The following is a 24,247-nucleotide window of genomic DNA, read 5'->3' as shown; positions in this document are numbered from 1 at the left end:
TTTAAATAATTCACCTAATTTTGATTAAAACTTAAAATCACTGTATATGAAAATGAAATCCAACCCCTTCAAAATCAACAGAAATTTTTACTTTACTTTTTTTTTATCTATTTTCTGTTTGTTTCTTTTAACGTCTTGTTCTCAGGATGATCCTGCTGATCTCCCTGCTGAAAAACCTGCAGAGTCTGTTCAAATGAAAACTTTGGGCAATCTGACTTTACAGAAGAATGTTATTATTCTGAATGATGAATCAGTCAATGCAATTTCTACCCATACTGATGGAAAAATTACGTTTAGCCGTATGACTCCTCAAACGGACAGTATTTCGGTAGGAACTGTTATTGTAGGAACTAAGGTTGAAGGTGATCAGGTGAGCACCATTCTTTCGAAGGTAAATTCTGTTTCAAAACTGAATAACCAATTCACAGTACAGACTTCCAGTGCCAAGCTTGAAGAATTTATCTACAGCGGAACACTGAGCGGAGTGTATGATCCATCAGGAAAAGCTCCCGTTAATATTGATGGAAAAATGGTTAATTATGTTCCTGTAGAAGGCATGGTTTCTGAACAAATCAATCAGAGAATACTTTCTATTGAAGCTGAAAATCTTCAAAATCAGAAACTAATTACTTTCAACCGTTATAATTTTAATAAAACCTTTTCGTTTCCTTTATCTTCGGCAGGAACATCCAGTGTTAACGTACAGGGAGGATTTACTCCAAAGATTGATTATAACATTACATTCTCATGGGGGCATTTGTCCAATTTCTATGTTAACCTCATCATGGATGACATCAAGCTTCAGAGCTCCGCAACCATTGTAGGAAGCCTGGGCTATACAGCCAGCACCACCGACTACCTGAATATTCCTATTGTTCCTATTGTCTTAGGCCCTACAGGACTGATCTTAAGCCCTACCCTATCTGCAGGCCCTTTCCTGGGAGTACAGGCTACAGGAAAAGTACAGGCCCAGCTTTTGGATCTTGAAGGAAATGCCAACTTTTTGGTAAGCAAAACTCCGGAAATTAATATCAACCTTCAGAAAAAATCTGAGCCTGCTATTACAAGCACAGAAGGAAATTTATCTGCTGAAGCTGGTTTAGAAGCAAAAGGAGCTGTAGGACTCATGTTCCTTACCATTCCTATTGCTAATTCAGGATTGAAAGGAAGAGCTTCTGCCCTTTCCTCTTTAGGATTAACACTTATTCCTTCAAGAAAAGGAGTGATTACTGTAAAAGGTAAAATACAAGCAGATATGTTCTATGGTTTTGGAATCGCTCCATTACGATATGAAGGAACTATTCCTCTTTTCAAAAAAGAACGTCTGCTCTATCAGAAGGAGTTCAGCTTCTAAGACAACGTATTCCATTGATTATAACAAGCCACTTTTGCAGTGGCTTTTCTTTATTAAAGCTCCACATAAAATTCATTTACAGCACATTAAGTCATTTTTATTATATTTACAAGGAAGTACAATTTTAAACAATAACATTTAATACCAAATTATCATGAAAACAATGAAAAAACTTTTGAGAAAAGACTTATCTGCCATTCTTGGCAGCGGAGGAAATGAATGCCATATGGGCGGAGATTCCTATAACTGCCAGAGTGACTGTGAATGTGCCTGGGGAAAAGCCTGTGAAATGTATGAAGACGGGACACCCGGACAATGCATCGCTGTGGGTGGAGGCGGAAATCCTGGCGGTGGAGGCACTGGCGGATGCATTCCACCTTCCATTTGTGAAGAACAACCTTATTAATGAACAGAAAACCGGAAGCGTCACTGCTTTCGGTTTATTTTTTCATTGGGAAACAGGTCCTTGTCAAAGTATCCCTGCCGTTCATCAAATAAAATTTCATCCCATCCATCATAATTGTTGTTTTGCAACAGATTTTTAACAATAATAAAATTATGAAGCAGCAATTTTTCGCTTTAAGTGCATTGTTATTATGCATTTTTGGCGGTGTGGAAACTAAGGCACAACAGACCCCGGCTTTTCACATTGGGGTAAAGGGAGGGGCAAACTTTACAAAAATCTCCACGGAATCTTCTCTGGAAGGGAAATATGGATTCGGTTATCAGGCAGGAGTAATGACAAGAGTGGATCTCGGAAAACTGTATGTGCAGGGAGAAGCTCTGTTCAACAAAAGAAAAACATCGTTCCAGTCTCAAGACGGAGGCTCTTCCAAACTTTCCTGGAACGCTATTGATATTCCTGTGGTAGTAGGATACAAATTTATTAAAACCGAAGATTTTAATGTAAGAGCTTTCGCCGGCGGAGTCTACAGCTACGCCTTTAATAATAAATTATCTGCTTCTCAGGCTCTTCAGGAGGGCTTTAAAAAGTTTGACAAATCCAATATCGGAATTACGGGAGGTATAGGAGTAGATTATAAGAACTTCACGATAGATCTGAGATATGAGACCGGTCTTACAAGCATTAGTAAAGAATTTAAGTCCAAACCCCACAGTTTTTCCCTTGGGATAGGTTATTTCCTGTTCTGAAAAACTTAAATTATCTTTACCATTAGAAACTGTTTTCCCTGCAGTTTCTAATTTTTTTTATCAACCTATTTCCTGTTCCATGACAAAATCTTTTGTTTTAAAAGAATACATATTTACCTTTATTTTCTGGCTTGTACTGGCCATTGTATTATGGTTTAATTTCCAGAGTACAACAGAAAAATATCTTGCAATGACGCAGGCTGCGATTATTGCAGCATTCTCATTTACATTTACTCATTTTTTAACCAATAGATTACTCCCGAAAGCTCTTCGGGAAAAGAAAATGAAACTGTTCCTTGTACAGCTGGTAATGGTTATTTTCATGCTTAGCCTGGTTTTCTCCGTTATATTCACGTATCTTGAAGTGGAACCCAAAGATCAGCTTCCGGAAAGCTTCAGAGATCAGCTGCCTTTTCTTTGGAAGGGCTTTTATATGTCTCTGCCTGCCTCATTCCTCATCAACGGAGCAGCATGCGGTATAAAATTTTATAATGAACATGGAAGAATAGAGCGTGATCATATTCTCCTTCAGCAGGCTCATCTGGAAAACCAGCTTAAGCTTTTACAGGATCAGATTAATCCACATGTCGTGTTCAATATTATGAATCATATTCATATTCTGATGAAAACGGATATACAACTTGCTGATTTTTTATTGTTGAAATTTTCAGACATTCTGCGATATCAGCTGTATCATTGCAATCAGCCACTGGTTCCTTTGGATAAAGAGATTGAGTATCTCCAAAATCTTGTTGAGGTAGAAAAACTAAGGTGGGGAAACGAACTGGATGTAAAAGCACAATGGCAAATCAATAACAGAAAAGCTTCTATTGCTCCGTTACTTTTGGTTCCTTTTGTAGAAAATGCATTTAAATATGTTTGCAGGCTTCCCGGGCATAAAGGTTATGTGAAAATCTCCTGTAAAGAAAAGAATCACAGTCTTTATTTTTATGTCGAAAATTCATATTCGGATATGGCAACCTATAAAAAAAAGGATGGAACCGGCGGAATTGGTCTTCAAAATGTAAAAAAACGGTTGAAATTACAATATCCGGACTCCCATGATCTGAGTATACAATCGGATAATCACGTCTTTAGAATAACATTAATACTAACACTATCTGACAGTTATGAGCTTTAATATTCCTAAAATGAAATGTCTTATTATTGATGATGAGCCTCTGGCAAGATTTCATCTTAAAGAACTGGCTGATCAGATTGATTTTTTATCCGTTGAAGGAACCTGCGCAACAGCACTGGAAGCTGACGCAAAGGTAAAGGAAAGCGAAACAGACCTTCTTTTCCTGGATATCAATATGCCCTATCTTACCGGCCTGGAGTTTCTGGAGCAGCTTGAAAATCCTCCTTTATGTATTCTTACCACGGCTTATTCCGAATATGCTTTGGAAGGATTTCGGCTGCAAGTGGTAGATTATCTTTTAAAACCTATTGCCTTCAACCGGTTTTATCAGGCGGTAAATAAGGCTCAGCAGCAGTTTATCATCAATGAAAAATTAAAAAAGAACACTTCCCTGGATGATCCCTTTCTCTATGTAAGGCAGTCTGATACTTTCATTAAAGTTTCATGGGTTGATATTCTGTATATTGAAAGCATGCAGAATTATACCAAGCTTCATTTTAAAGATAAATCACTGGTCATTCACCAGACGATGAAAGCGATTGAAGAATCACTTCCTTCGGATCATTTTTTCAGGATTCATAAATCATACCTCATCAATATTACCCATATTGATATGATCTCCGGCGGGCGTCTTTTTATCAATAAAACTGAATTACCTATTTCGCGTAACCGAAAGGAAGAATTACTTAATCAGGTGGTGTATAAAAAACTGATCAGTAAATAGAAAATTGATAATATTAAAGGGAAGGCAGTAAAAAAATATTACTCCTTCCCCTTTTTTTATGGCAGATTCCAGCGTAATGATACTGCTGCGTAAAATGTACTGGAAAATCTTGGATCAGCTATTTTTTTATCTCTGAAAATGCTGCTGATTTTCCGATCATTTTCACTAAAGCTCCTCAATATCGCCGTTCCTCCCGTAAGACGTAATGTGAGCTTGTCATTGATTTTTAATTCCGGTCTGAGCCCGGCGGTGATCTGCTGATAACCCAGCAACATCGATTTTCCGTTTATATTTCTCTCTGCTGTCATTCCGTTCAGTTCTACAACGGCTTTTAAGGCAAATTTATCAGAGAAAAGATATCCGGCTTCCATTCCTTCCGGGAAATTGATATTGAATTTAATTTTCCCGTTTGTTTTCCAGTCAAAATAAATCCACGGTAAAATCATAGGAACACCGAAAGCTGTGGTAAGTACCGGCCCGGCGCCCAGGGAAAGATTAGGATTAAAATGCCTGATAAACAAAATACCTCCCTGCCCCAGCACATCGTCAAAGTCTACCTTTTCAAGGTCTGTATATACTCCCACAGACGCTGTCATCATCATGCTCCACTTTTTGCCCAAAGGTCTCATATGCTGTATTCCGACCTGTGCATTCAGCATCTCATCCGGAAAAAGCCGAGTTTCGTAATTTTTGTGCGCCATCTTTGCGTAAGATCCGCTCAACAGCATAGACCATGCTCTTACTTTGCCATCGGTATCTTTTTTTACAGACAGCGGAATGCTGAGATTTAGATCTACTCTTTTAAAATCACTTTTAGAGTTGGTTTTTGTACTGTCTTCAGGACGGATATAATTCGATGCCGGAATATACTCGGTTTTAAGCTCTGCGGAGAGCCCGGACTGTGCATTCACCCAACATCCTAATGGCAATATACAGCATAGAGCTGCCGAAAGGGTTCTTTTCATATTTTAAATTTTATGCAAAGAGAACCCTTTGACTATTTTTTACAAAAATTACTTGATTAAGTGTCCGGATTGTGTGACAACAGGATCAAATAGCAGGATTAGTTTCTGTGGAAGATTGTGTATGTACGCTTTCCTTTTTCTGGGTCTTAAAAATACGATATCCAAACCACACTGCGATCAATGCCATTGCAGAACGGGTTACCACCATCGGGATTATAGAATCTGCTTCTAAAAAGCCCAGCAATGCTGACATTAAAAATGTAACCATAAGCTGCATAAATCCCAGTAGTGCAGCGGCCGTTCCTCTTCCTTCTTTAAACGGAGATAGTGCATGAGCTGATGTAATCGGAAACAAAATACCAATAGCAAGCAATGACAGATAAAGCATAGCAATTTCCAGTGCTACGGATAAATTTTTTGCCGCAATCAGGATATGAAGCGTACATACCACCAGTAAAATAACTGTAGCTACAAATAAAAGCGTTGAATTGCTTATTCTTTTAATCAGTTTAGGTGTAATATAAGCTGCAGTAATCAAAGCCAGTGAATTAAAGGCAAATATAAAGCTGAATACACTGCTTGAGAAACCATGAATTTCCATGAATAGAAACGGAGCATTTGAGATATAAATGATCAGAGAAGCAAAAGCAATACTTCCTACCATGGTACTGCTGATAAAATCTCTGTTGGAAATAATCATTTTCAGCTGATCTTTTAACTTTTTTTCATCCGTTGCTTCATCATCGGGAAGATTGATTCGGGTATTGGTTTCGGGTACATATTTATACACCATAAAAAAGGTTATAAGCCCCATAATGCATAAAAAAGCAAAAGAACTGTTCCAACCCCAGAATTTAAGGAATACACTCCCCAGTAACGGCGCAACAATAGGAGCGATACCGCTGATCTGCGACTGCTGGGAAAAGATAGTGACTGCTTTGTGCTTATCATACAGATCAATAATGATCGCCCTTCCTACAACAATTCCGGCACTGCCTCCAAACGCCTGCAAAAAGCGCATGCCCCATAATACATAAATATCTGAGGTAAAATAGATGGCCGTGGCTCCTGTAATAAAAAGTAAAAGTCCAGAGTACAGGACAGGCTTACGTCCTTTCTTATCAGATAAAGGTCCCCATAACAGCTGTCCGAAAGCAAATCCGGCAAAGAATACAGAAATGGATATCTGGATATGTCCGATATCGGTATTAAAAATCTTCGCCATATTGGGAAAAGCAGGAAGATAAAGATCTATACTTAGAGACTCCAGTGTGTTGAGCAGTGCAAGAATAAACACTACAATATTCAAATTCTTCTTCATAAATAACAGTAAGCCTTCACAGGCATTTTTCAGCTGCAAAGTTGCTGTAAAAAGCCGTGCTTTTCAATAAAAGAACTGAAGGAAGTATAGGACAAAATGAAGATTTAAGTAGACCAACAAACGGAAAATATCAGTTTGAAACATTTATTATAGTAAATACTGAAGATTATCTTTTTTCATTATTCTTAAAACAATCTGGTGTCTGGCCGGTATGTTTCTTGAAAAATCTTGAAAAATATGAAGCATCGTTAAAACCTAGTTTAAAAGCAATTTCCTTCACTGTAAGCGCTCCAAAGCTAAGCTCTCTTTTGGCTTCCAGAATGAGACGCTGGGAAATCATCTTTTTTACCGTTGTCCCCCTCAAAAGACGTACAATATCATTAAGATGGTGGCTGCTTATTTTGAGCTGGTCTGCATAGAAATCTGTTTCTTTATGGGCTATATAATTCCGCTCAATAAGTCCCACCAGTTCCTGAATACGCTGACGGTCATTTTGTAGAGGCTCCTGAGGAATGATCTGTTCCCCGATGATGATACATAATGCTTTCAGGTAAGCCTTCAAAAGTTCTGTCCTTGCTGTGGTTTTATATTCCTGTTCCATCAGAGAGATAATGGTAATGCAGGTCTTTTCATTTTTTGGATTCAAAAGAAAGGGTAGTTCTCCTCCGTTGAGTACTGACTCTATATCACATGCTTCGTTGAAAATTTCCCTGCTTATTGCCATTGCATATCCTTCCTCGCCTGCCAGTTTCATATTGAAGGCCTGTCCTGGTGCAATGATACAGATTTGATTGTTTTCAAGTCTGTAGCTTTCAAAATCCAGTTCCAAACGACTGCTTTCAAAGACTTCCCTGAACCAGATAATTTCAAAAAAATTATGCCGGTGTACATCATGGAAATTTTCAGGACCTGCTGCACTCAGGGTGCTCATCTGAAACTTTTCAGAAGTCAGATGGTGAACCGGTATTTCTTTTTCTGGTATACTCATTACTTTAAACTATAAACAAAAACCACAGCAAAAAAAGTGCTGCGGTTTTCTTACAATATCTAAAATTAAATATAATTTTTTGATTATTGGTTCAGGAAAGCATCCCATCCTTGTGCTGTCAAAGCTACCAATTGATTAGATCCTCTGGCCACCATAAAGTTTCCTTCTTCTTTTTCTACCAACTGCTCGCTAATATAGTTGCTTGAGCTCAATTAATCTGGATTAAACCAATAAATTGTTCTTCTTTTGCTTCTATAATTGTTCACACAACTTCAATTTTATACAGTGTTTTGCAGATAATTAGGCATCATACTAAGATACATCGTTTTTACAATAAACGCTAACCATTCAACAATTAGCGTTTATTTACAACTCAAAGTCAGGGACTATGCGGAACGGATTATCTCTTTATTTTTTTTATTATCCATTTTACTATATAATAAACAGATACAATTGCTAATGCAATTAAAAATAAATCCATATTCCTCTTTTCTCCTAGTGGAAAATATTCAATATATAGTTTAAATAGATATACTATAATAAATGCTATAACCAAAAGTGCGATTGCAATAGATATCCATATTAAAACTATATTATATTTATTTTTCATATTCTATCCTTATTACTGGTCCAACATTTAGTGTTGTTTTTTGATGCCGTTGTAACTTTTTGTTATATATATATTTTGTTGATGAAATATACCAATTCTTAAAATAGTCTGGTACATTTTTAGTTTCAGCATAACCTGTAATTCCATTTGAAACAGAAGCACTTATACCGTTGGTTAAACGGTTTAATGTTCTAGATGCGACAGTTTCTCCCGTTCTTTCCCATAAGATACATCGTTTTTACAATAAACGCTAACCATTCTACAATTAGCGTTTATTTTATTTACAACTCAAAGTCAGGAGACTATGCGGAACGGATTATCTCTTTATTTTTTTTATTATCCATTTTACAACATAATAAACAGATACGATTGCTAATGCAATTAAAAATAAATCCATATTCCTCTTTTCTCCTAGTGGAAAATACTTTAAAAAAAGTATTATTATTAGTGAAAAAAAGCCTCCAATAAGTAGAATACCTATTATCCATAAAATCCACAAGAAAAAATTATTGTTATTTTTCATCTTATTCTCTGATTATAGTTCCAACTGAACTGGCATTCCAACATTTAAAGTTACTTTTTGATGTTTATGAAGTTTTCTATTGTATATCCATCTTGTAGAAGAATTATACCCTTGTCTAAAAATATCAGGCACATTTTTTGTTCCTACATAACCAGTTGAAGCATTAGAAACAAAAGACCCAATTACATTATTAGTTCTATTTATAAGTCTCGAAGCTGCTGTTTCTCCTGTTTTCTCCCACAATGTCGCTGTATATCTACTTGTTGAGCTTACCGTGCCTTTTTTGCAGCAACTCAAAGTCGCAGATTTTGGTAACAGGAGGGCTAATTATTACTATATATTATTAATACCTTATTTAAATAAGATACTATATATGGAAATATTTTTTTAAATAATCTATTGATTCAAACGACATCCCTGCTGTATTGACAATAACTATATTCTTTTCTTTCAATAAATAATATAGTGTAAGGAACATTTTTTCAGAGTAATCGGCATCTTCTAACAGAAGCTTTTCCTTAATAATATTTTCTATTTCATTTCCTAAATTAATAATTGTATTATTTTCCAATCTTTCATAAAATGAATCAACTTTTATTGAATAGTCCTCAGGAAAATTAAGAAATCCCAAATTAAAGCCTTTATCATCTAAAAAAGATTTTAAGTCTTTTAAATTTAATGAAGTAGTATCATTAAAAAAATAAATTTTCCCTTTTTCAAAATTCATATGTTCTATTTATTTAGTTGGAAGTTTGTTAGCTTTATACCATATTTTGTTGAAGTTTCCTAAAAAATAATATTGATTCTAATGAGCTATTCCATAGTTAAATAGGTGTCAATAGTTGGAAAAACTTTGTCCAATCTTTTTTCTTTTATATGGGAAATATTTCCATACTCCAAGCCTACATCTAAATAAGATTGTACTAATTTTTTCTGCTTTACATTTAAAGGCTCTACACCTTTTAGATATTTATCTTCTCCTATTTTTAAAATTAATTCCACAAGAACTGAACCATGATCATAACCTGTTGAATCATTAAACTCTAATAATGACAGTTCTTTTATAGCTTCATTATTACCATTTAAGGCAGAACTTAATAAATCACAATAATTAATAGACTTTTCTTTTGATACAACAATTAATAACTCACTAACTAAAATCCCTTTTACATTGCATTGCTTATTGCATGAAAATGTACAATTTAACACTAGGATTATTAACCCCACTTTAAAAAATAACTTCATCATTTTCCTTCTTTTTTAGTGGGTACTTTATCTTTTCCTGTAACTCTTAAAGTTCCATACTTCGTTAACCAAGAGAGTGGATTCCATTTTTGATTTCCTCGTTTTTCTGGAACTGATTCTGTTTTTGTTGAATTAAGAGCATCAGTTATAATACTCCATTCTTGTTTTCTATCTCCTTGTGAAACATCACAAGTAACGCAACCCCAGCTTTCAGTTCCTAAATGAAATCTAAAACCATCTCTTCCTGTGGCATCATCCTTATCATTATATGGGCTACCATCTTTTTTATCTAATCTGAACCAGCCTGTGTGCCTAGTATCTGCATTATTATCTAAAATATCATAATTACCATTTGGTATAGGTTTTTGTTGTGGTCTATCAGGATCTCTTGTAACATTTCCATTTTCAGAATGCCCACCTGTAAATACACCTCTTACAAGTATTCCATAGTTGTATTTGGTTTTGTCAGAAGCTCTTAATTCACTATAATTTTTGGCAGATACAAATTTGTAAGGCAATTTTGTATTGACTTTACTTACATCAGGTATAATGGCAAGGTTTCCTGTTGATTTGTTAAATACTGCATCTACCTGCTTCCCATTAGGGTCAATGTATCGTACAGGATTCTGATAGGTATAAATATAAGGATTAAGATTTCCAGAATTATAGGCTCCACCGTTGTGCTGTCCGTCTATGTAATGCTCTTTGTTATAGAAAGGATTATAATCAGCTAGCGGATCCACATTCAACCAAAGAGAAACTCTAGGATTATAATACCTCGCTCCATAATAATAATACCCAGTTTCAGCATCAAGTTCCTTGCCATTAAACTTATACAGACTGTTATTGCTTCCTTTATTATGATTCTCTACAAATACCTCGCCGCTTGGGAAATATTCTATATTCTGTGTTACTTCACCATCTACTCCTGTAATATAGCTGCTTGAACCTAAGTGGTCCGGATGGAGCCAATAGATTTGCTCTTCCTTTGGCCCTGTATAATCATTAACACAATTTCCATTATATCCTGCATTTTGTCCATAATTAGGTGGTGCAGTAATATTATTTACCTGCATAGTATTCAAGTTGCTCTGAATAGCGGTTTGCAGAATAGTATTGGATACATTCACCGGGTTTATTGGAGGAGTGGTACCTCCTAACGGAATGATCAGCCAGTTACAATCAAACATCCCGATATTCGGGCTGGTTCCTATTTTACTTACTATTCTTTGGCTTCCTGCATAATAGTGTTTGGTGTAACGTGGTAATGTCGTTCCAGGCTGAGAATTATCAAATATGAAGTTTACCGTTACCAGTCCGTTAGGATAGATCGTTGCAGAATGAGAGGTATATAACGGCTGAGGCCAGGTGCTGGTTTGCTCTCCTCCTGTTCTAAACAGAACTCCTGAAGACAGAACGTCTTTTATAATTCTTTCTCCCCCTGCGTCGTAGGTGTAGATTGCCGCTCCGTCAACTTCAGGAGTAGAAGGATTGGTATCTACAAAACGCAGACGGTTTTCTTCATCCCACATATATACCGCTTTTGCTTCTGTAAATGTACACGTTTCCTGATCAATTCCGGTAGGATTTCCTTTCGCATCATATTTATAGTGTTGGAACTTCACTCCCGGATCATTCGGGTTACAGCATGTAGAGGATGGCACCAAGTTAGGCTCATCAACAATCGTAGAAGGAGCATGCGGATGGGCCGTATTTTCGTACTTATAATTCAATCTATAAGAAGTCGGCTCCAGGGCTGTCCAGTTATTATTGGTTGCTCCGGTAGTCCATTCGTGCTTCTGGGTTTTGCTCATGATATTGTGCATATTATCATAAGTCATGCTAACCGTATAGCGATGACGTTCTTCCTGTGCCTGAGTATTAATCCCTCTCCAGTTTCCTGAAGCAGACGTAAGGCGGTACAGATCATCATATCCATAGGCATGATTAGTTCCTCCTCCGAGCAATCCACTGACCACCGGGGCGTTATTATGCACCTGCATTACATTAGAAACCACGTCATACTGATAGGTATTCTGCATAAAGTACCTGTTGCTGTTTTTAGCATACATTTTAAGCAATCTTCTGCGGTTGGTTTCATACTCATACGTAGTTTCCGTTCCGTTTCCGTTTGCTAAATAGACTCTTTGCTCAAATTTATCATAGCCGATTCCATTGATCATTTTATAATGATTTCCATCTTTATCAGAAGAAACGTTATTTAAGTTTCCGGCTCTGTTATACTTATAGTTTACCACTTCGCCGTCAGGATAGATAATGGATTTTACACGGTTCCATGTATCATACTTCCATTCTGTGCCAAACCAATACACTCCCGCTCCCGGAACCGCTACAGATCTTCTTTGATAGGTAAGCTCTCCTAATCTTCCATATTTCAGATATTGAGTTCCGGTAGCATCCGTCTGGTACCATAATTTTCCTACCGCATTATTATCCATTGCTGAAGCATCTAATGCATTTCCGTAATAATACTTCACATTATTCTCAGGATATACAGGATAGTTAACAGCCTTCAATCTCGTATAATCATATTCATACTGAACTTCTTCATTGGCAGAATTGGTTTTAGACAGCATATTACTTGCTTTGTCATACTTATACGTAGTAGTTCCACTATCCGGATGAGTGTAAGAAATCCTTCTTCCCAGATCATCATATACAGAGGTTGTAATGTTATTCTGAACATCTTTTACCTGTAAAATCTCTCCAATGGCATCATGAGTGAATTGGGTTTTAATATCTCCTGTATTGGACACTTCATGAACAGAAGTGGTTCTACCTTTGATATCCGTGTAAGTTTTCTTAACACTTCCCAGTTCATCTTTGAAGGTTGTTTGAAACATATTTCTTCCCTGCACATCTGTTCCGAAACCATAAGTAACTGTTGAGAACAGGTTTTCTCCCGGCAATTTAGTATAAACCACCCTGTCTAATATATCATACTGATTGATGGTAGGTTCAATACTATCTACGGCTGCATTATATAGAGTATTATTCGTTCCTATACTTTCAGTTGTCGGATAATATGTCTTTAAAGCTCTGCCAAATGCATCCTGTTCTACTTTTCCGGCAACAATATATTTTACTCCTTCATTATGGATGTCTCCTGTTTTCTTTACCTGAATGGCATCTCCGTTTCCATCGGCAATGGTAATCGTATTAATGGTACTGTCTGTGTATTCCGGATCATAATGCTTCGTAATTGCATAAGATTGTGCATTGGAAGCATTTTGCGGAGCATTGGTAATTGGATTATATTCAAATTTGATTGTCCATGGAATATTGTTAAACATCTCGTATGGACCAACAATTTCTGTGATTCTGGCTTTGGCATCATACACAAACTTCATGGGCTGAAGATTCATATCTTCGGTAAGTGTTGGTAATCCAAAGCGGAAATCATATTGGGTTTTGCTGCTATACCCAAATGCATCCTGAACTTTTACCGGATATGTTTTGATATAATCATCATAAGTATACTGATGGAAAAACCTTTGACCTCCATTATTTTCAGGCCCTGTGGATTTAGTGATATTTCCATACACATCGTATTCAAAATCATACACTGCATAGTTTGCACCCTGGTTAAGGATCGCAAGTTTTGATAGATCACCATTCGCGTTATACTCCGCTTTTTTTTCTCTGGTTAAACCTTGTGTACCAAGCACCACGCTCTTAACGGATGTTGGCATAATAATATAGGACGATGGGTTGATTAACGTATAATTAGTATCGGTGTATAATACCTCAGAGGTGCCAATGTCCGGATCCCCATGATCATAGGATTTCGTCACATTTCCCCATTGGTCAAAATTTGTGAAGAAAGTAGAGGTCGATTTTGCGCCTGTCTCTCCTTCCGTTAATGCAGCAATCTTTCTACGTACAGTAACAAAACAAGCATATCCGTAGTCTCCGTAGTTTTTCTCATCTTCCAGCTGTAAATATATCCAAGGGGTATTGGTATCTTTTATCCGTCTTAAATTATATTCAATACCTGTTATTTTCCAGATTTTCCCAGCGGCGTCAGTAAAAAGTTCATCAGTTAAAAGCCCTTTTAAATAATAATTTTTATTATGGAAGCGCTGTACTGTTTTTCTGTACACCACATTGGAGGCGGCTCCTCCCTGTTTGGTATCCATCTGGTTTGTTATTACTTGGGCAAATCCATAAAAAGTCCTTTCTCTTCTACTGTAATATGGATTATCATAATCTACTGTGATTTTAGAAACATCCGGTCCAAAAGCATTATCCCCGGTAAATCCATCATTAGTAATTACGCTTTTCAACACATATTTGTTTTGAGGCATATCATAGGTGTTTCCGGTCCTTTCATAAGTAACTTCCCAAGAACCTCCCATTGGAGTGGTTACTTTCTTAAGAAGATTGGTTGTTCCAATGGTAGAATATTTTACAAGACCTGTATTGTTGATAAAGTTTCCATTCCCATCAACTTGTGATCTCAACAAGTCCGGATATCCATCTCCATTTAGATCCATAATCTGCTGCTGCACATTGCTGTCTCCTTCTCCAAAGCTTGAGCTTGGATTTATAGAAATTTTAAATGAATTTCCGGTAGTTCCAATCGGAATAAGTACAGATGCGGTAGCCGCTATGTTTAAATTATATCCTCTGGAAACATCCTGCTGAATAGCTGAAGATGCATTCCATGGTATTGAAACAAATCTGTTCCCTGTATTTAACTGCACATTTAGGTTTCCCCCGGAAACGCTAACTAAATCTGCTAATCCATCATTATTTATATCTATCAATGATGTTTTCTGATCACTAAGTGTTTCTGATTTCCCTGCTCCGAAAGATATACTCGCATTGAACATACTTAATCCTTTAGGCAGGTTGCTCGTTGTAGTTCCCCCAATAGATGCTCCCGCTCCTAAGTTGGAAGAAGTTGTTTCTCCATTTCTAAAGCTTCCATAAGAAAGGTTTTCCGGAGCGGCATAAGAATATCCTAAATTGAGCTGTACCTGCCCACTCTCTGCAACCTTATCTAATAAACCATCACCATTAATATCTATATAGCTATAGTTTGAACTATCACTTCCATTAGACGATCCAGCAGAGAAGTTAATTCCTGCTTCGGCAGCCTGCTGTGCATTCTTATTGCTGGAATTATTGGATTTTCCTGATAACGGATAATTCTGCCCCATTCCTTTTCCTGAATTGGAATGATCTGTTCTATGCGAGTTATCATTTGCCCCCGCTATTGTATAAGCGGAAAGCATACCGATCATATTGGTATACTGGATCATATTACCATTCAATACATCCGGATAGCCATCTCCGTTCATATCAAAATAATCCAGCGTATTGATCGTGTTACCGGAAGACGTCGTATTATTTAATGAAAACGGTCCAGCTCCCAGGGAGGAACCTGTATTATTATTAGTTGTTTTTGACTGTTTCACCGGTGCATTAAAAATTCCGGGAGCATCTGATGATGAACCCTGTGAAAGTACTCCCATATCAGTCATCCCCATTCTAGAGGTAGAAACATCCTGATTTTGAACGTAAGTAGTTTTGCTAATTCCGACAAATCTTTGAACATAGTCTGAATTCGTTGGTGCATTAAGATCTCGTCCATTATAAGCATTCATCATGATAAATACTCTTTCATTCAAAGGAGTAGAATCATTTGGATCATTAGGAGGAACCAACTTTCCTGGATCTATTGCCTGGCTTCCATAATCGACTAACTGACTTTGTAACTGACTACACGCAGCAGGAAGAGTTCCATATCCACCATGATATATAAACTGCCCCCAGTTTCTGTACATTGCTCCAAACCTTCCATCATCTTGTGAAAGATTGGATGTAGATCCTGTTTGATATATTTTATCTGTGTCTTTGCCATAAACATTTATATCATGAGTAGCAAATACAGTTGGTGCAGAAGTGTTGAAATATACAGGCTCACGGAGCTCAACCTGTATATTAGAAGTATAGCCATCTAAGCCCTCATCGGCACCAAGATCAGAGTAGCACTCCACATAATATTCATAGCCCTGCTGGATAGACTGATAAATGGAAAGCTGCTGAATAGAACTTGCACTACCGGTCCAATTTATTGTCGTTATCTGAGGTATCGCAAAGTTTCCTGTTCCTACCGGCCTTGTTCTTACAATAAAAGTATAGTTGCCCTCTGGTTTATCTGCCAGCTTTGCATATAGTCCATAATTACTAAAGTTAGCAGGAGGAGAAAAGTGAGATTTAAAGGTCGACGGGGTATTTGTTTTAAGATTAAAGAATTGAAAATCAGGAATTATTGGAATGTCAATATTATCTCCGTTATAGTTTATTGTTAGTTTTAAATTATTAAAGCTTAGATTCTCCCATTTTTCATTTACATCAGATTTTACCTGATAATATAGAATATCTCCTTCTGACAACGATCCTGTGTTAAAGGAAATAGAATTATTTCCCGCACTATTATATGCAAATGACTGATTCGCTATAAGTGTTACAGTACCATTTGTCTGCTTTCTTAAAACATTAATATTGATATCTCGTACAGTTATCGGTTTAATGAATGTTCCCGTAATTGTTCCCGAACTTACCCCTACAGGCACTCCTGTTCCGTTTTTGCTGCTTACCAGACTTATATTATTAAATTGGCGCAGTGGCGTTTCTGATGAATCATTATATAAATGATATATATTGGCTAACGGAGCATATATATTCAATATTTATTGGCAGCTCAACTGCATCTTCTGTACCATTATCTATTGAATTTATCCTGAAATAAAAATAATCTCCTTGCTTTACCTCCACTGATGGTTGATTAACCATATAAGTGCTATTTGCAGCATTTAGCACTGTAAAAGGAATTAAAAAAGTAGAAGTATTCGTTTGAGGTTTATAATATTGTAAACTTATCTTTACTCCATCAGGACTTGCAGGATTTTTCAGTTTAATAAGACCTGAAATTTTAATATATCCATCATAAGGAGCTTTCCATACTTTAACAACATCGTGAAGCGGTGAACTTTTGTAATCTTCAAGCAAATCGTTACAATCTATACTCGGAGTACTTATCGCCGCACCTTTAGTGATAGGGTTTGGTGTGAGCGACACATCTGTGGTATATTTTAAAACCCCGTTGTCTATCCTACCAAAATATATTTGACCATTGCTAACTATATCCTGTATACCATCGCTATTGGCATCTGTAAAATAGTTATAGGTAAAATCCTTTGTCTTAGAGGTTCCAAATGAACCACTTGCAGCAACAAGATCTCCTGCTGTAGCCTGAAACCCAAATGCATTCGTATAGCTTTTCGAGTAGGAAAAAGATTTTGAATTTTCCGGAGTTAATAAAGTTCCTTCAAAAGGATTGGTATCCCTACCTTTCTTTCTGTACTGGAAAGCAGTTTCCGGGGAGCTCCAGTCATTCTTTACAATCTTGTCCGGAAGGCCGTCCCCATCAACATCTGTCATGGAAATTCTTCCTCCGCCATCTCCATCTGTGTATTGGTAGTCTCCACCGAGAGTAGCACTTTTAATTAAAGGATTGTACCCTTTAGAGTCACCAGCCAATGCAATTCCAAATGTAAGAGCCCCTCCTATCGTGGTATTTTTGGAATTGCCATTTCCCAATAGGGATGAGCTTTTTATTCCCGCATCATTGGCTACTGCATTTATCGTAGTTTCTGGAGTGTACTGAGAGGTTTCTATATTATTAAAATATTCTATTTTATTGGTATAGAAAACATTATCATTAGCATCTTTTTCAGTAATGCTTTCCAAAAGAGATTTAGAAAATGCTCCTTTTTTATATTGAAAATCATAGCTTCTTACCTTTGTCCCATCATATAATATCTGAATATTCCCTAATCTCTTTGAAGTTACCTGCACAAATCCAAGCCTTGCATTTACCTGTACATCTTCTCTTTGCTGAGCATCGTAACCAAAATTGACTGTATATTTTTTTAAAGATGGGTTGGCATCATGAAGAGCATATTCTATTTTTTTTACATACATTTCTTTTCCTCCGTTCCCAATGGCACCTGAAGAACTGTATATAGGTTTATCGTACTCGTATTTTACATAATTTCCGTTGGCATCTATTGTTTTATATAATCCCCAATGCCCTATATTTCCATTAGCATCTCTAAGAACCGCATTCTCTTTTACGCCGGTTTCATCCCCTCCGAAATAAGAGGCTGTACCATCTTTTGAAGTGACAATCCACACATAATTATCCGGGTTGATCCCTTTTCTTATAATCCTGCTATATGCTCCTTCAACTCTCGGATAGAACTGTCTGTCCGGCACTCTGTCTTTATTAAAACCTTCGTTTCTGTTTGGCATAGCAAAAACGCCCGGACTTACTTCAAATGTTAACTGCTCACCACCTAAAGTATAAATTTCGGTTTCTTTTCCATCATCTACGCTATCTCCATCCATATGTCCATAGGTAGGAACTCCCCATCTAGTGTCGATGGATACGGCAGGAACTGACATATCCCATCCCATTCCCATCCAGCCATTTCCGCCTTCACTACTGTAGCTTACATTTAATGACGGCTGCATTCCGTTTCTTCCTGCAGGAAGTTTAATAGGAAAATTGGTTGTTACACTTCCCATGCTGTTCGGTGTAGGAGGAGCAATACTTACAATTCCTTCAGAAGGATTTGCTGCTTTTATATCTTTAATGGAGTTGGGTGCATAGCTCCCTGTTTCCGGAGATTCAGGCACTTTCAGAATCCCATTTACCATATCGGTGAAGTGGGTGGTTTTTGAAATTAAAGCACTTTGCTGATGATTCAAAGTATCTTTTTCCAAAGCAATCCATTTTTTTTGTTGCTTGTCAAAATAGTAGGTTCTGATATCCTGTTCAGTATATCCGGTCGGGATTTTACTTTTATCATATCCTATTGTTACTTTTGCAGGAGCCGAAAAATGCTCACCATGAGGGAGGAATCGATATCCTGCATTTTGTAAAGTTACATTCACCATTTCCGGAGACAATGCAGGCATATCTATATCTCTGAGAGCAGTAATAGAAAAGTTTTCCGAGCTCTTTAATGCTCCTTGAGGAATAGCGAGCCCTGCCGAACCGAGGTTCAGCTTTTCTGCACCTCCGATATTGGTTATAAACTTTGAAATTGTGGCAGCATTATACTTTTCACCTATACTCCCAAGATTTTGCTTTTTTTCAGAAACACCTATTTGAAGGTTTCTTACTTTATAACTAGATTTTGACAGGTGAGGTATCGTAAAGATAATAGTATTAATCCCCTGATGAACAGAGCTTACCGAAACAGGCTCAGACTGATGAACCCATCCTTCATTTTTCAGAAGATTATTTCCTCCCGTTGCCAATTCATCATTAATTACTTTACTTACTTCTTTATAGCTTGTTGCTCCGTACAGATCATATTCTAACGTATATTGATATTCCGGGTTTATCTTTTCATCAAGCGAAATAGTAAAGATATTATCATATACCTGGTCTATCGGATGATCTGCATCTGTACCAATGATCCCTTCTTTAATATCTGAAAGATAATATCTTGTTTTTCCATTTGCTCCCGGATTAGTTTCAGGTAATGTAATAACCGTAGGAGCAGCAGTATTAGTTTGAATATTATTTTTATTTTCCGTTTTCCCCTTTGAATCAGAGATTTCCGGGGTATTTTTACCTTGTTCAGGGCTTTTACTTTCAATATTTCTGCCTGAAGATGGTGAAACTTCCATAATAGGCGTTACATTTTCACCCTTATTCAAAAAGAGTGAGTTGGCATGGGCGTGTAATTGAGACCAGCAGGTAAAAAATATAATTGAATTAAGCAGTTTTGTGTTTTGTCTTACAACACTTAATAGTGGCTTTCTCATTATTTATTGTGTTTTTTTGAAACACCCAAAATCTCCCGAAAGCTTCAGGAAATCTCAGATGGCTATTTAGCTTGTTACGATCAGTTTGAAAACTTTGATTTCAGATGAGGTTTTTACAATAATCAGGTATACACCTTCTGTTGGTAAGGTATCTTGTATTTCGTAATAATCTTTGTCTTTATCCTGAAGAGTTTTCACCAATCTTCCGGAAGCATCATGTATTTTGATATCAATATTTTCCTTTTTATCAGAGATAATTCTAATGGTAAATGGCTTCCCTTTTGGTACCGGGTTAGGATAAATCACAATCCCGTTTTCTCTTTTTCTGGTTACTTTTACCGTATCTTTTTTAGTACAATTATCTGAAGTTGTTACCGTTACAGTATATTCACCCGGTTCATACACAGATATTGATGGAGAATTGCTGGTAAAGCCATTATCAGAAGTCCATGAATAGGTGGCATTCGGATCTGTAATCTGTGAAGCCGCATTAAACTGTGCAGGATTTCCTGAAGAGAGGATAACATCGGGACCCAGATCTAAGGTAATGGAATTGAAATCATTAACCGTAAAGTCATATGATGTTACATTATTATCTGTATCCGTGATATTCAGATGATAGTTTCCTACCGCTAAGTTGGGGAAAGAGAGTTGTGACGTTTGTACTGTAATATTCTGTGATGTTCCATTTCCGGAAAGCGCTACATTAAACGGAGCTTTTCCTCCTTTGATATTTAAATTGAGTGTCCCTTTTAAAACAGTACATGTTGGTTGGGCCAGATCATACATAGAGAGAATCTTATCCCCTAAAGCAAATGAAAAGACATCCGTTCCGGAAAGGTCCTGGTCAAAAATTACATCTTTAAAATATACATTCTGCTGTCCATCTATATGATCCATTGGATAAGCTTCCAGATTGGCAGAACTGAAATTTCCCTGACCGGTTTTATCTACTAAAAGCCACAATTTTTTATCTGCTGGGATTTGTGTGATAATATCTTTAATGGAGAACACCACTTCTGTAGGAATGGTTTGAGATGTTTCAGAAGTATATCTTATTTTCCACTTTCTTTTCAAAAGTCTATATCCGAAAGTGATGTCATCTAACTCCAACGGTTTTTTATTATCTCCCCAAATCAAAAAGCTTTGATCCGGAAACTGTGCATCATTGGATCTGTTGTCCACAGTTAATTTTTTGGCTGCAATAATTAGTCTTTTTTCTTCTGATGAGCTGGTGGCCTGCTTCTGATATAAGCCTGAAAATCCATCTCTGGCTATTCCCGTAACTCTTGCCGGATAATCTGTAAAGTCTTCCTGTTTCCAGATTTTTTTATTTTTAGAGCTCAAATATTCTGTGTAGGGCATTGTAATGGCATATTTAACAGCCATATAAGTATTTACCCTGTTTCTTTCATTCTGAGTAAGTATTTTTTTATACACAAAAAATTCCGGAAGCTTTCCTTTGAAATTTTGCCATTGATGCGTTCCGGCATCTTTCCCTACATACATAGATGAAAGCCCTGTATTTCCAATCACCTTCGTAATCTTTGTAGAAGAGATTCCGAATTTAGAATATAAACTGAATGAGGCCAAAGTATCAATGGTAGCCGTATTGATGTAATTGATCTGGTCATTATTATACCTGAACACATTTTTCGTCCCGTAAAACAATTCCTTTTCATCGGTATTATCCGTCGTAAACAATGCTGTTTCAGCGTTGGCTGTCTTGTTTTGATAAGCGGTATAAAAATTAATTTTATCCGCCGTTTCCATTACAAAAGGAAATTTCAGGTAATCATCATTTCCGTCAAAATCCAGACATTCATTGTAGTTAAGCAATGAATAATTAGGTTTATTAGCACTGGTCAAAGCTTGTATCTGGTGTTGATTTCCACTATAATCCTGATATATCAAAGCCGGAGTCTGGAGAGAATTGGTTTTATACCACACGCTTACTCCGTTTACTCCTCCGGGTGATTGTGCCTCCAGCATAGAAATCAGGAAAACGCCCAGTACACTTATTATTTTTTTCATGTGATTCAGGTGTTTATTTGATGATTAGTTTTTTTGTTTCTTTATATTCCGCTGTTTCTATTGAAACAACATATACTCCTGTTGCAAGAGATCTTGTATCAAGAGTTTTTACAAATTCGCCTTTAGGGAAATTATCGGAGCTTTGCTGTGTAAGGATCTGCTTTCCGGAAGCATCATACACTGAAACATTTACAACGGATTCATTCTGCAAGGTAAATCTGATATTCACTTCTTCTTTTGCAGGATTAGGGAATAACGAGAAGTGTCCCAACGATGCACTGTAAGTGATTGAAGAAGATTCAGAAACACCCCTGTACTGAGCTTTATATTTCAAAGCAGAAATCATATCAAAACATGGAGTAATCATTGCCAAAAAGCCCGTTCCCTGCTGCGCATGGAAACCCGGCAGCAACACAATGTCTTTTGAAGCAATGTATTCAACATTTTGCACAGGAGCAATCACCTTATTGCTTGCTATAATTTGTTTTGCAAGAATAGTCTGACTTGCTGTAATATCATCTGCCGGACTGGTAAGGGTTCTAAGGTCTTCATTATAGCAGAAATCCACATTGGATACTACAATTGAAAAAGTCTGGTTTCCATTTGGTAATAAAGGCGTAGCATTTGTTTTTGCAGAAACAATAATTTTATAGGTAAGCTTTTGCGGAGTTTTAATATCCACTCTTTCAATGGTATCTACATTGTTGGTAGAATTGTTAGTGGCAGCTCCGGTAAGATTACCCATTCCTCCCAATTTCCATGGATAATAAGTAGTCTCACTTCCATCCGCATTTACCCTTACTATTTTTAAATCCAGATCATTGATAACGCTTGGACTATTCAAATCAACAACATTGCTTACCAGATTCCCTTGGGGATCTGTCCAGGAAATGGTTGCCGATAAAGGCTGATTCAATTCGTAAGGAACTACATAAAGTGTATATTTGTTTCCCTGATTAAGGGTTATTTCTTTAATTAAAGTTGATTTTTTCTCTCCGTTGATGATCCCTTCGATATTATCATGAATAGCGGCAGCGGCTCTTTTTGCATCCACCAGCCCCCATCCGTAAATATAATCTGGCCCTTCAGGTCCTTTATCATTGGCAGTATGGGCCAATAATGCTCTTACCGTTGAAGATAACATATAATTTTGAGAAGGGTTTACAGATTTATAATATTGCTGAAGCAAAGTAATGATTCCGGAAACCACCGCTGTTGCAGAAGAAGTTCCTCTGTAGACTCCATATGCTGAATCGTAAGTCTCTATCGAAGAGTACATATTTTCTCCCGGCGCACAAATGTCCGGTTTAATTCTTCCGTCATCCGAAGGTCCATAGCTGCTGAATGCCGAAACATCAAACGCGTCATCGGCACTCATATTGGCATTTTTTTTTGCAGAAGCCACAACCAGAACATTTTTGGCAACTCCCGCACCTTCAAGTAAATCATAGCCGTTTTTAGCAGAAACCTGTGGTACAATGGCCGGATTAAGTTCTCTTGCATTTCCAGCAGCTTTTACAATTTGCAGGTAAGGTCTCAGATACATCAGATTATCCCATGACTGTGCTGTGGTGTTATATTTCCCGAACTGGTATGTTTGAAGATACATAGGATCAAAACCATAACTGTTATTTGCCACCAATATCCCGTTATTTCCGGGTATATAAGCCTCTGATAACATTTCATTGACATCATTATTCCAGTCATAAGCATTAATGATGGCATCATAAGCTATTCCCCTGGCATCCGGATCTCCATTGTTGCCGACAAGAGTTCCTGCGATATTGGTGCTGTGTCTTGAAATAGTTTGGTTTTGTAGAGCGTCATAACTGTTGATTTTACCAGCTAACAACTCGTGAGTTGTCCTTGGTTTGGAATAATCCCATTGCCCTATTTTCATATTACTCCCCGTAATATTGAGTCCTAAGCCTCCACCCGCATAAAGATTGTCTGCTTTTGTCATTTTTGCTGCTCCGGCATTCAGGGTGGTGTAATACATAGGTCTTCCATTTTCATCGGAACCTATAAGCTGTTTCTCATTTCCATTTTCGGAAATGAATTCTTTATATCCTAAGCTTCTAAGCCTCTGAACTTCTGTTTTTTGATAGTCATCATACTGGCTGATTTTATTTTTAAAAGCCAATACGTCTCTTTCTTTCTGATTATTCCGTAAGGTATCTTTTGTCTGGGCCTGAGATAACAGGAAAAAAAGAACAGAAGCTGTCAATATAGATTTATGATAGATTTTCTGCATTTGTGTTGTTTTTTATTGAATAATGAAAATATATAGGGTCATTAAATTAATCCCTAGCTGAAC

The 24,247-nt window shown here is 36.9% G+C and carries 17 protein-coding genes; 5 read left to right on the top strand and 12 right to left on the bottom strand.

The window, feature by feature from the left end; all coding sequences use genetic code 11:
- The first annotated feature begins 46 nt into the window (after positions 1-46).
- The 5 genes from EL165_RS16450 (at position 47) to EL165_RS16430 (ending at position 4,371) form a co-directional block, all read left to right on the top strand.
- The gene (locus EL165_RS16450; RefSeq protein ID WP_002982206.1) at positions 47-1,354 is read left to right on the top strand and encodes a hypothetical protein; all 1,308 of its coding nucleotides are present in this window, start codon (positions 47-49) and stop codon (positions 1,352-1,354) included.
- 163 nt (positions 1,355-1,517) lie between these two features.
- Positions 1,518-1,760, top strand: a complete 243-nt coding sequence (locus EL165_RS16445; protein ID WP_126358663.1) for a hypothetical protein — start codon at positions 1,518-1,520, stop codon at positions 1,758-1,760.
- A 152-nt stretch (positions 1,761-1,912) separates the two neighbouring features.
- Positions 1,913-2,506 carry a porin family protein gene (locus tag EL165_RS16440; protein WP_041461960.1) on the top strand — a complete coding sequence of 198 codons (594 nt, stop codon included), beginning with the start codon at positions 1,913-1,915 and terminating at the stop codon, positions 2,504-2,506.
- Positions 2,507-2,585: 79 nt separating this feature from the next.
- Positions 2,586-3,647: a sensor histidine kinase gene (locus tag EL165_RS16435; protein WP_002982201.1), complete on the top strand. Its 1,062-nt coding sequence runs from the start codon at positions 2,586-2,588 to the stop codon at positions 3,645-3,647.
- The gene (locus EL165_RS16430; RefSeq protein ID WP_002982200.1) at positions 3,637-4,371 is read left to right on the top strand and encodes a LytR/AlgR family response regulator transcription factor; all 735 of its coding nucleotides are present in this window, start codon (positions 3,637-3,639) and stop codon (positions 4,369-4,371) included. Before EL165_RS16435 ends, EL165_RS16430 begins: the two co-directional genes overlap by 11 nt.
- Before the next feature lie 56 nt (positions 4,372-4,427).
- Here EL165_RS16430 and EL165_RS16425 read toward each other — a convergent pair whose 3' ends face one another.
- The 12 genes from EL165_RS16425 to EL165_RS16370 form a co-directional block, all read right to left on the bottom strand.
- Positions 4,428-5,336, bottom strand: coding sequence for a DUF6268 family outer membrane beta-barrel protein (locus tag EL165_RS16425; RefSeq protein ID WP_002982198.1), 909 nt, complete (start codon positions 5,334-5,336; stop codon positions 4,428-4,430).
- 85 nt (positions 5,337-5,421) lie between these two features.
- A complete protein-coding gene (locus tag EL165_RS16420) occupies positions 5,422-6,657 on the bottom strand; it encodes a multidrug effflux MFS transporter (protein WP_002982197.1) in 1,236 nt (411 codons plus the stop codon).
- A gap of 166 nt (positions 6,658-6,823) precedes the next feature.
- Entirely contained in the window at positions 6,824-7,645 is an 822-nt protein-coding gene (locus tag EL165_RS16415) for a helix-turn-helix domain-containing protein (protein ID WP_002982195.1), read from the bottom strand.
- 83 nt (positions 7,646-7,728) lie between these two features.
- Positions 7,729-7,857 (bottom strand): hypothetical protein, encoded by a 129-nt coding sequence (locus tag EL165_RS26505; protein WP_283205414.1) that lies wholly within the window; start codon positions 7,855-7,857, stop codon positions 7,729-7,731.
- Positions 7,858-8,045: 188 nt separating this feature from the next.
- Positions 8,046-8,255 carry a hypothetical protein gene (locus EL165_RS16410; RefSeq protein ID WP_002982193.1) on the bottom strand — a complete coding sequence of 70 codons (210 nt, stop codon included), beginning with the start codon at positions 8,253-8,255 and terminating at the stop codon, positions 8,046-8,048.
- A 535-nt stretch (positions 8,256-8,790) separates the two neighbouring features.
- On the bottom strand, positions 8,791-9,075 hold the full coding sequence (locus tag EL165_RS16400; protein ID WP_126358662.1) for a hypothetical protein: 285 nt from the start codon (positions 9,073-9,075) through the stop codon (positions 8,791-8,793).
- Between the two features lie 70 nt (positions 9,076-9,145).
- The gene (locus EL165_RS16395; RefSeq protein ID WP_002982190.1) at positions 9,146-9,505 is read right to left on the bottom strand and encodes a hypothetical protein; all 360 of its coding nucleotides are present in this window, start codon (positions 9,503-9,505) and stop codon (positions 9,146-9,148) included.
- 86 nt (positions 9,506-9,591) lie between these two features.
- Positions 9,592-10,026, bottom strand: a complete 435-nt coding sequence (locus tag EL165_RS16390; protein ID WP_002982189.1) for a hypothetical protein — start codon at positions 10,024-10,026, stop codon at positions 9,592-9,594.
- Positions 10,023-16,742 (bottom strand): toxin TcdB middle/N-terminal domain-containing protein, encoded by a 6,720-nt coding sequence (locus EL165_RS16385; RefSeq protein WP_002982187.1) that lies wholly within the window; start codon positions 16,740-16,742, stop codon positions 10,023-10,025. Before EL165_RS16385 ends, EL165_RS16390 begins: the two co-directional genes overlap by 4 nt.
- Positions 16,699-19,896 carry a SpvB/TcaC N-terminal domain-containing protein gene (locus tag EL165_RS16380; protein ID WP_002982185.1) on the bottom strand — a complete coding sequence of 1,066 codons (3,198 nt, stop codon included), beginning with the start codon at positions 19,894-19,896 and terminating at the stop codon, positions 16,699-16,701. Before EL165_RS16380 ends, EL165_RS16385 begins: the two co-directional genes overlap by 44 nt.
- A gap of 66 nt (positions 19,897-19,962) precedes the next feature.
- A complete protein-coding gene (locus tag EL165_RS16375) occupies positions 19,963-21,930 on the bottom strand; it encodes a DUF8202 domain-containing protein (RefSeq protein WP_002982183.1) in 1,968 nt (655 codons plus the stop codon).
- Between the two features lie 13 nt (positions 21,931-21,943).
- On the bottom strand, positions 21,944-24,184 hold the full coding sequence (locus EL165_RS16370) for a S8 family serine peptidase (RefSeq protein ID WP_002982181.1): 2,241 nt from the start codon (positions 24,182-24,184) through the stop codon (positions 21,944-21,946).
- Between the last annotated feature and the right edge of the window lie 63 nt (positions 24,185-24,247).

The sequence above is a fragment of the Chryseobacterium gleum genome (genome assembly GCF_900636535.1).
GTDB classification, from domain to species: domain Bacteria; phylum Bacteroidota; class Bacteroidia; order Flavobacteriales; family Weeksellaceae; genus Chryseobacterium; species Chryseobacterium gleum.
This window is presented reverse-complemented; position numbering and strand designations above follow the sequence as displayed.

Excerpts from the sequence above, each read along its gene's own strand:
- EL165_RS16440 (WP_041461960.1), top strand. The coding sequence starts at position 1,913 with ATGAAGCAGCAATTTTTCGCTTTAAGTGCATTGTTATTATGCATTTTT.
- EL165_RS16370 (WP_002982181.1), bottom strand. The coding sequence starts at position 24,184 with ATGCAGAAAATCTATCATAAATCTATATTGACAGCTTCTGTTCTTTTT.
- EL165_RS16395 (WP_002982190.1), bottom strand. The coding sequence starts at position 9,505 with ATGAATTTTGAAAAAGGGAAAATTTATTTTTTTAATGATACTACTTCA.
- EL165_RS16375 (WP_002982183.1), bottom strand. The coding sequence starts at position 21,930 with ATGAAAAAAATAATAAGTGTACTGGGCGTTTTCCTGATTTCTATGCTG.
- EL165_RS16435 (WP_002982201.1), top strand. The coding sequence starts at position 2,586 with ATGACAAAATCTTTTGTTTTAAAAGAATACATATTTACCTTTATTTTC.
- EL165_RS16445 (WP_126358663.1), top strand. The coding sequence starts at position 1,518 with ATGAAAAAACTTTTGAGAAAAGACTTATCTGCCATTCTTGGCAGCGGA.
- EL165_RS16380 (WP_002982185.1), bottom strand. The coding sequence starts at position 19,896 with ATGAGAAAGCCACTATTAAGTGTTGTAAGACAAAACACAAAACTGCTT.
- EL165_RS16450 (WP_002982206.1), top strand. The coding sequence starts at position 47 with ATGAAAATGAAATCCAACCCCTTCAAAATCAACAGAAATTTTTACTTT.
- EL165_RS16425 (WP_002982198.1), bottom strand. The coding sequence starts at position 5,336 with ATGAAAAGAACCCTTTCGGCAGCTCTATGCTGTATATTGCCATTAGGA.
- EL165_RS16430 (WP_002982200.1), top strand. The coding sequence starts at position 3,637 with ATGAGCTTTAATATTCCTAAAATGAAATGTCTTATTATTGATGATGAG.
- EL165_RS16415 (WP_002982195.1), bottom strand. The coding sequence starts at position 7,645 with ATGAGTATACCAGAAAAAGAAATACCGGTTCACCATCTGACTTCTGAA.
- EL165_RS16390 (WP_002982189.1), bottom strand. The coding sequence starts at position 10,026 with ATGATGAAGTTATTTTTTAAAGTGGGGTTAATAATCCTAGTGTTAAAT.
- EL165_RS16420 (WP_002982197.1), bottom strand. The coding sequence starts at position 6,657 with ATGAAGAAGAATTTGAATATTGTAGTGTTTATTCTTGCACTGCTCAAC.
- EL165_RS16410 (WP_002982193.1), bottom strand. The coding sequence starts at position 8,255 with ATGAAAAATAAATATAATATAGTTTTAATATGGATATCTATTGCAATC.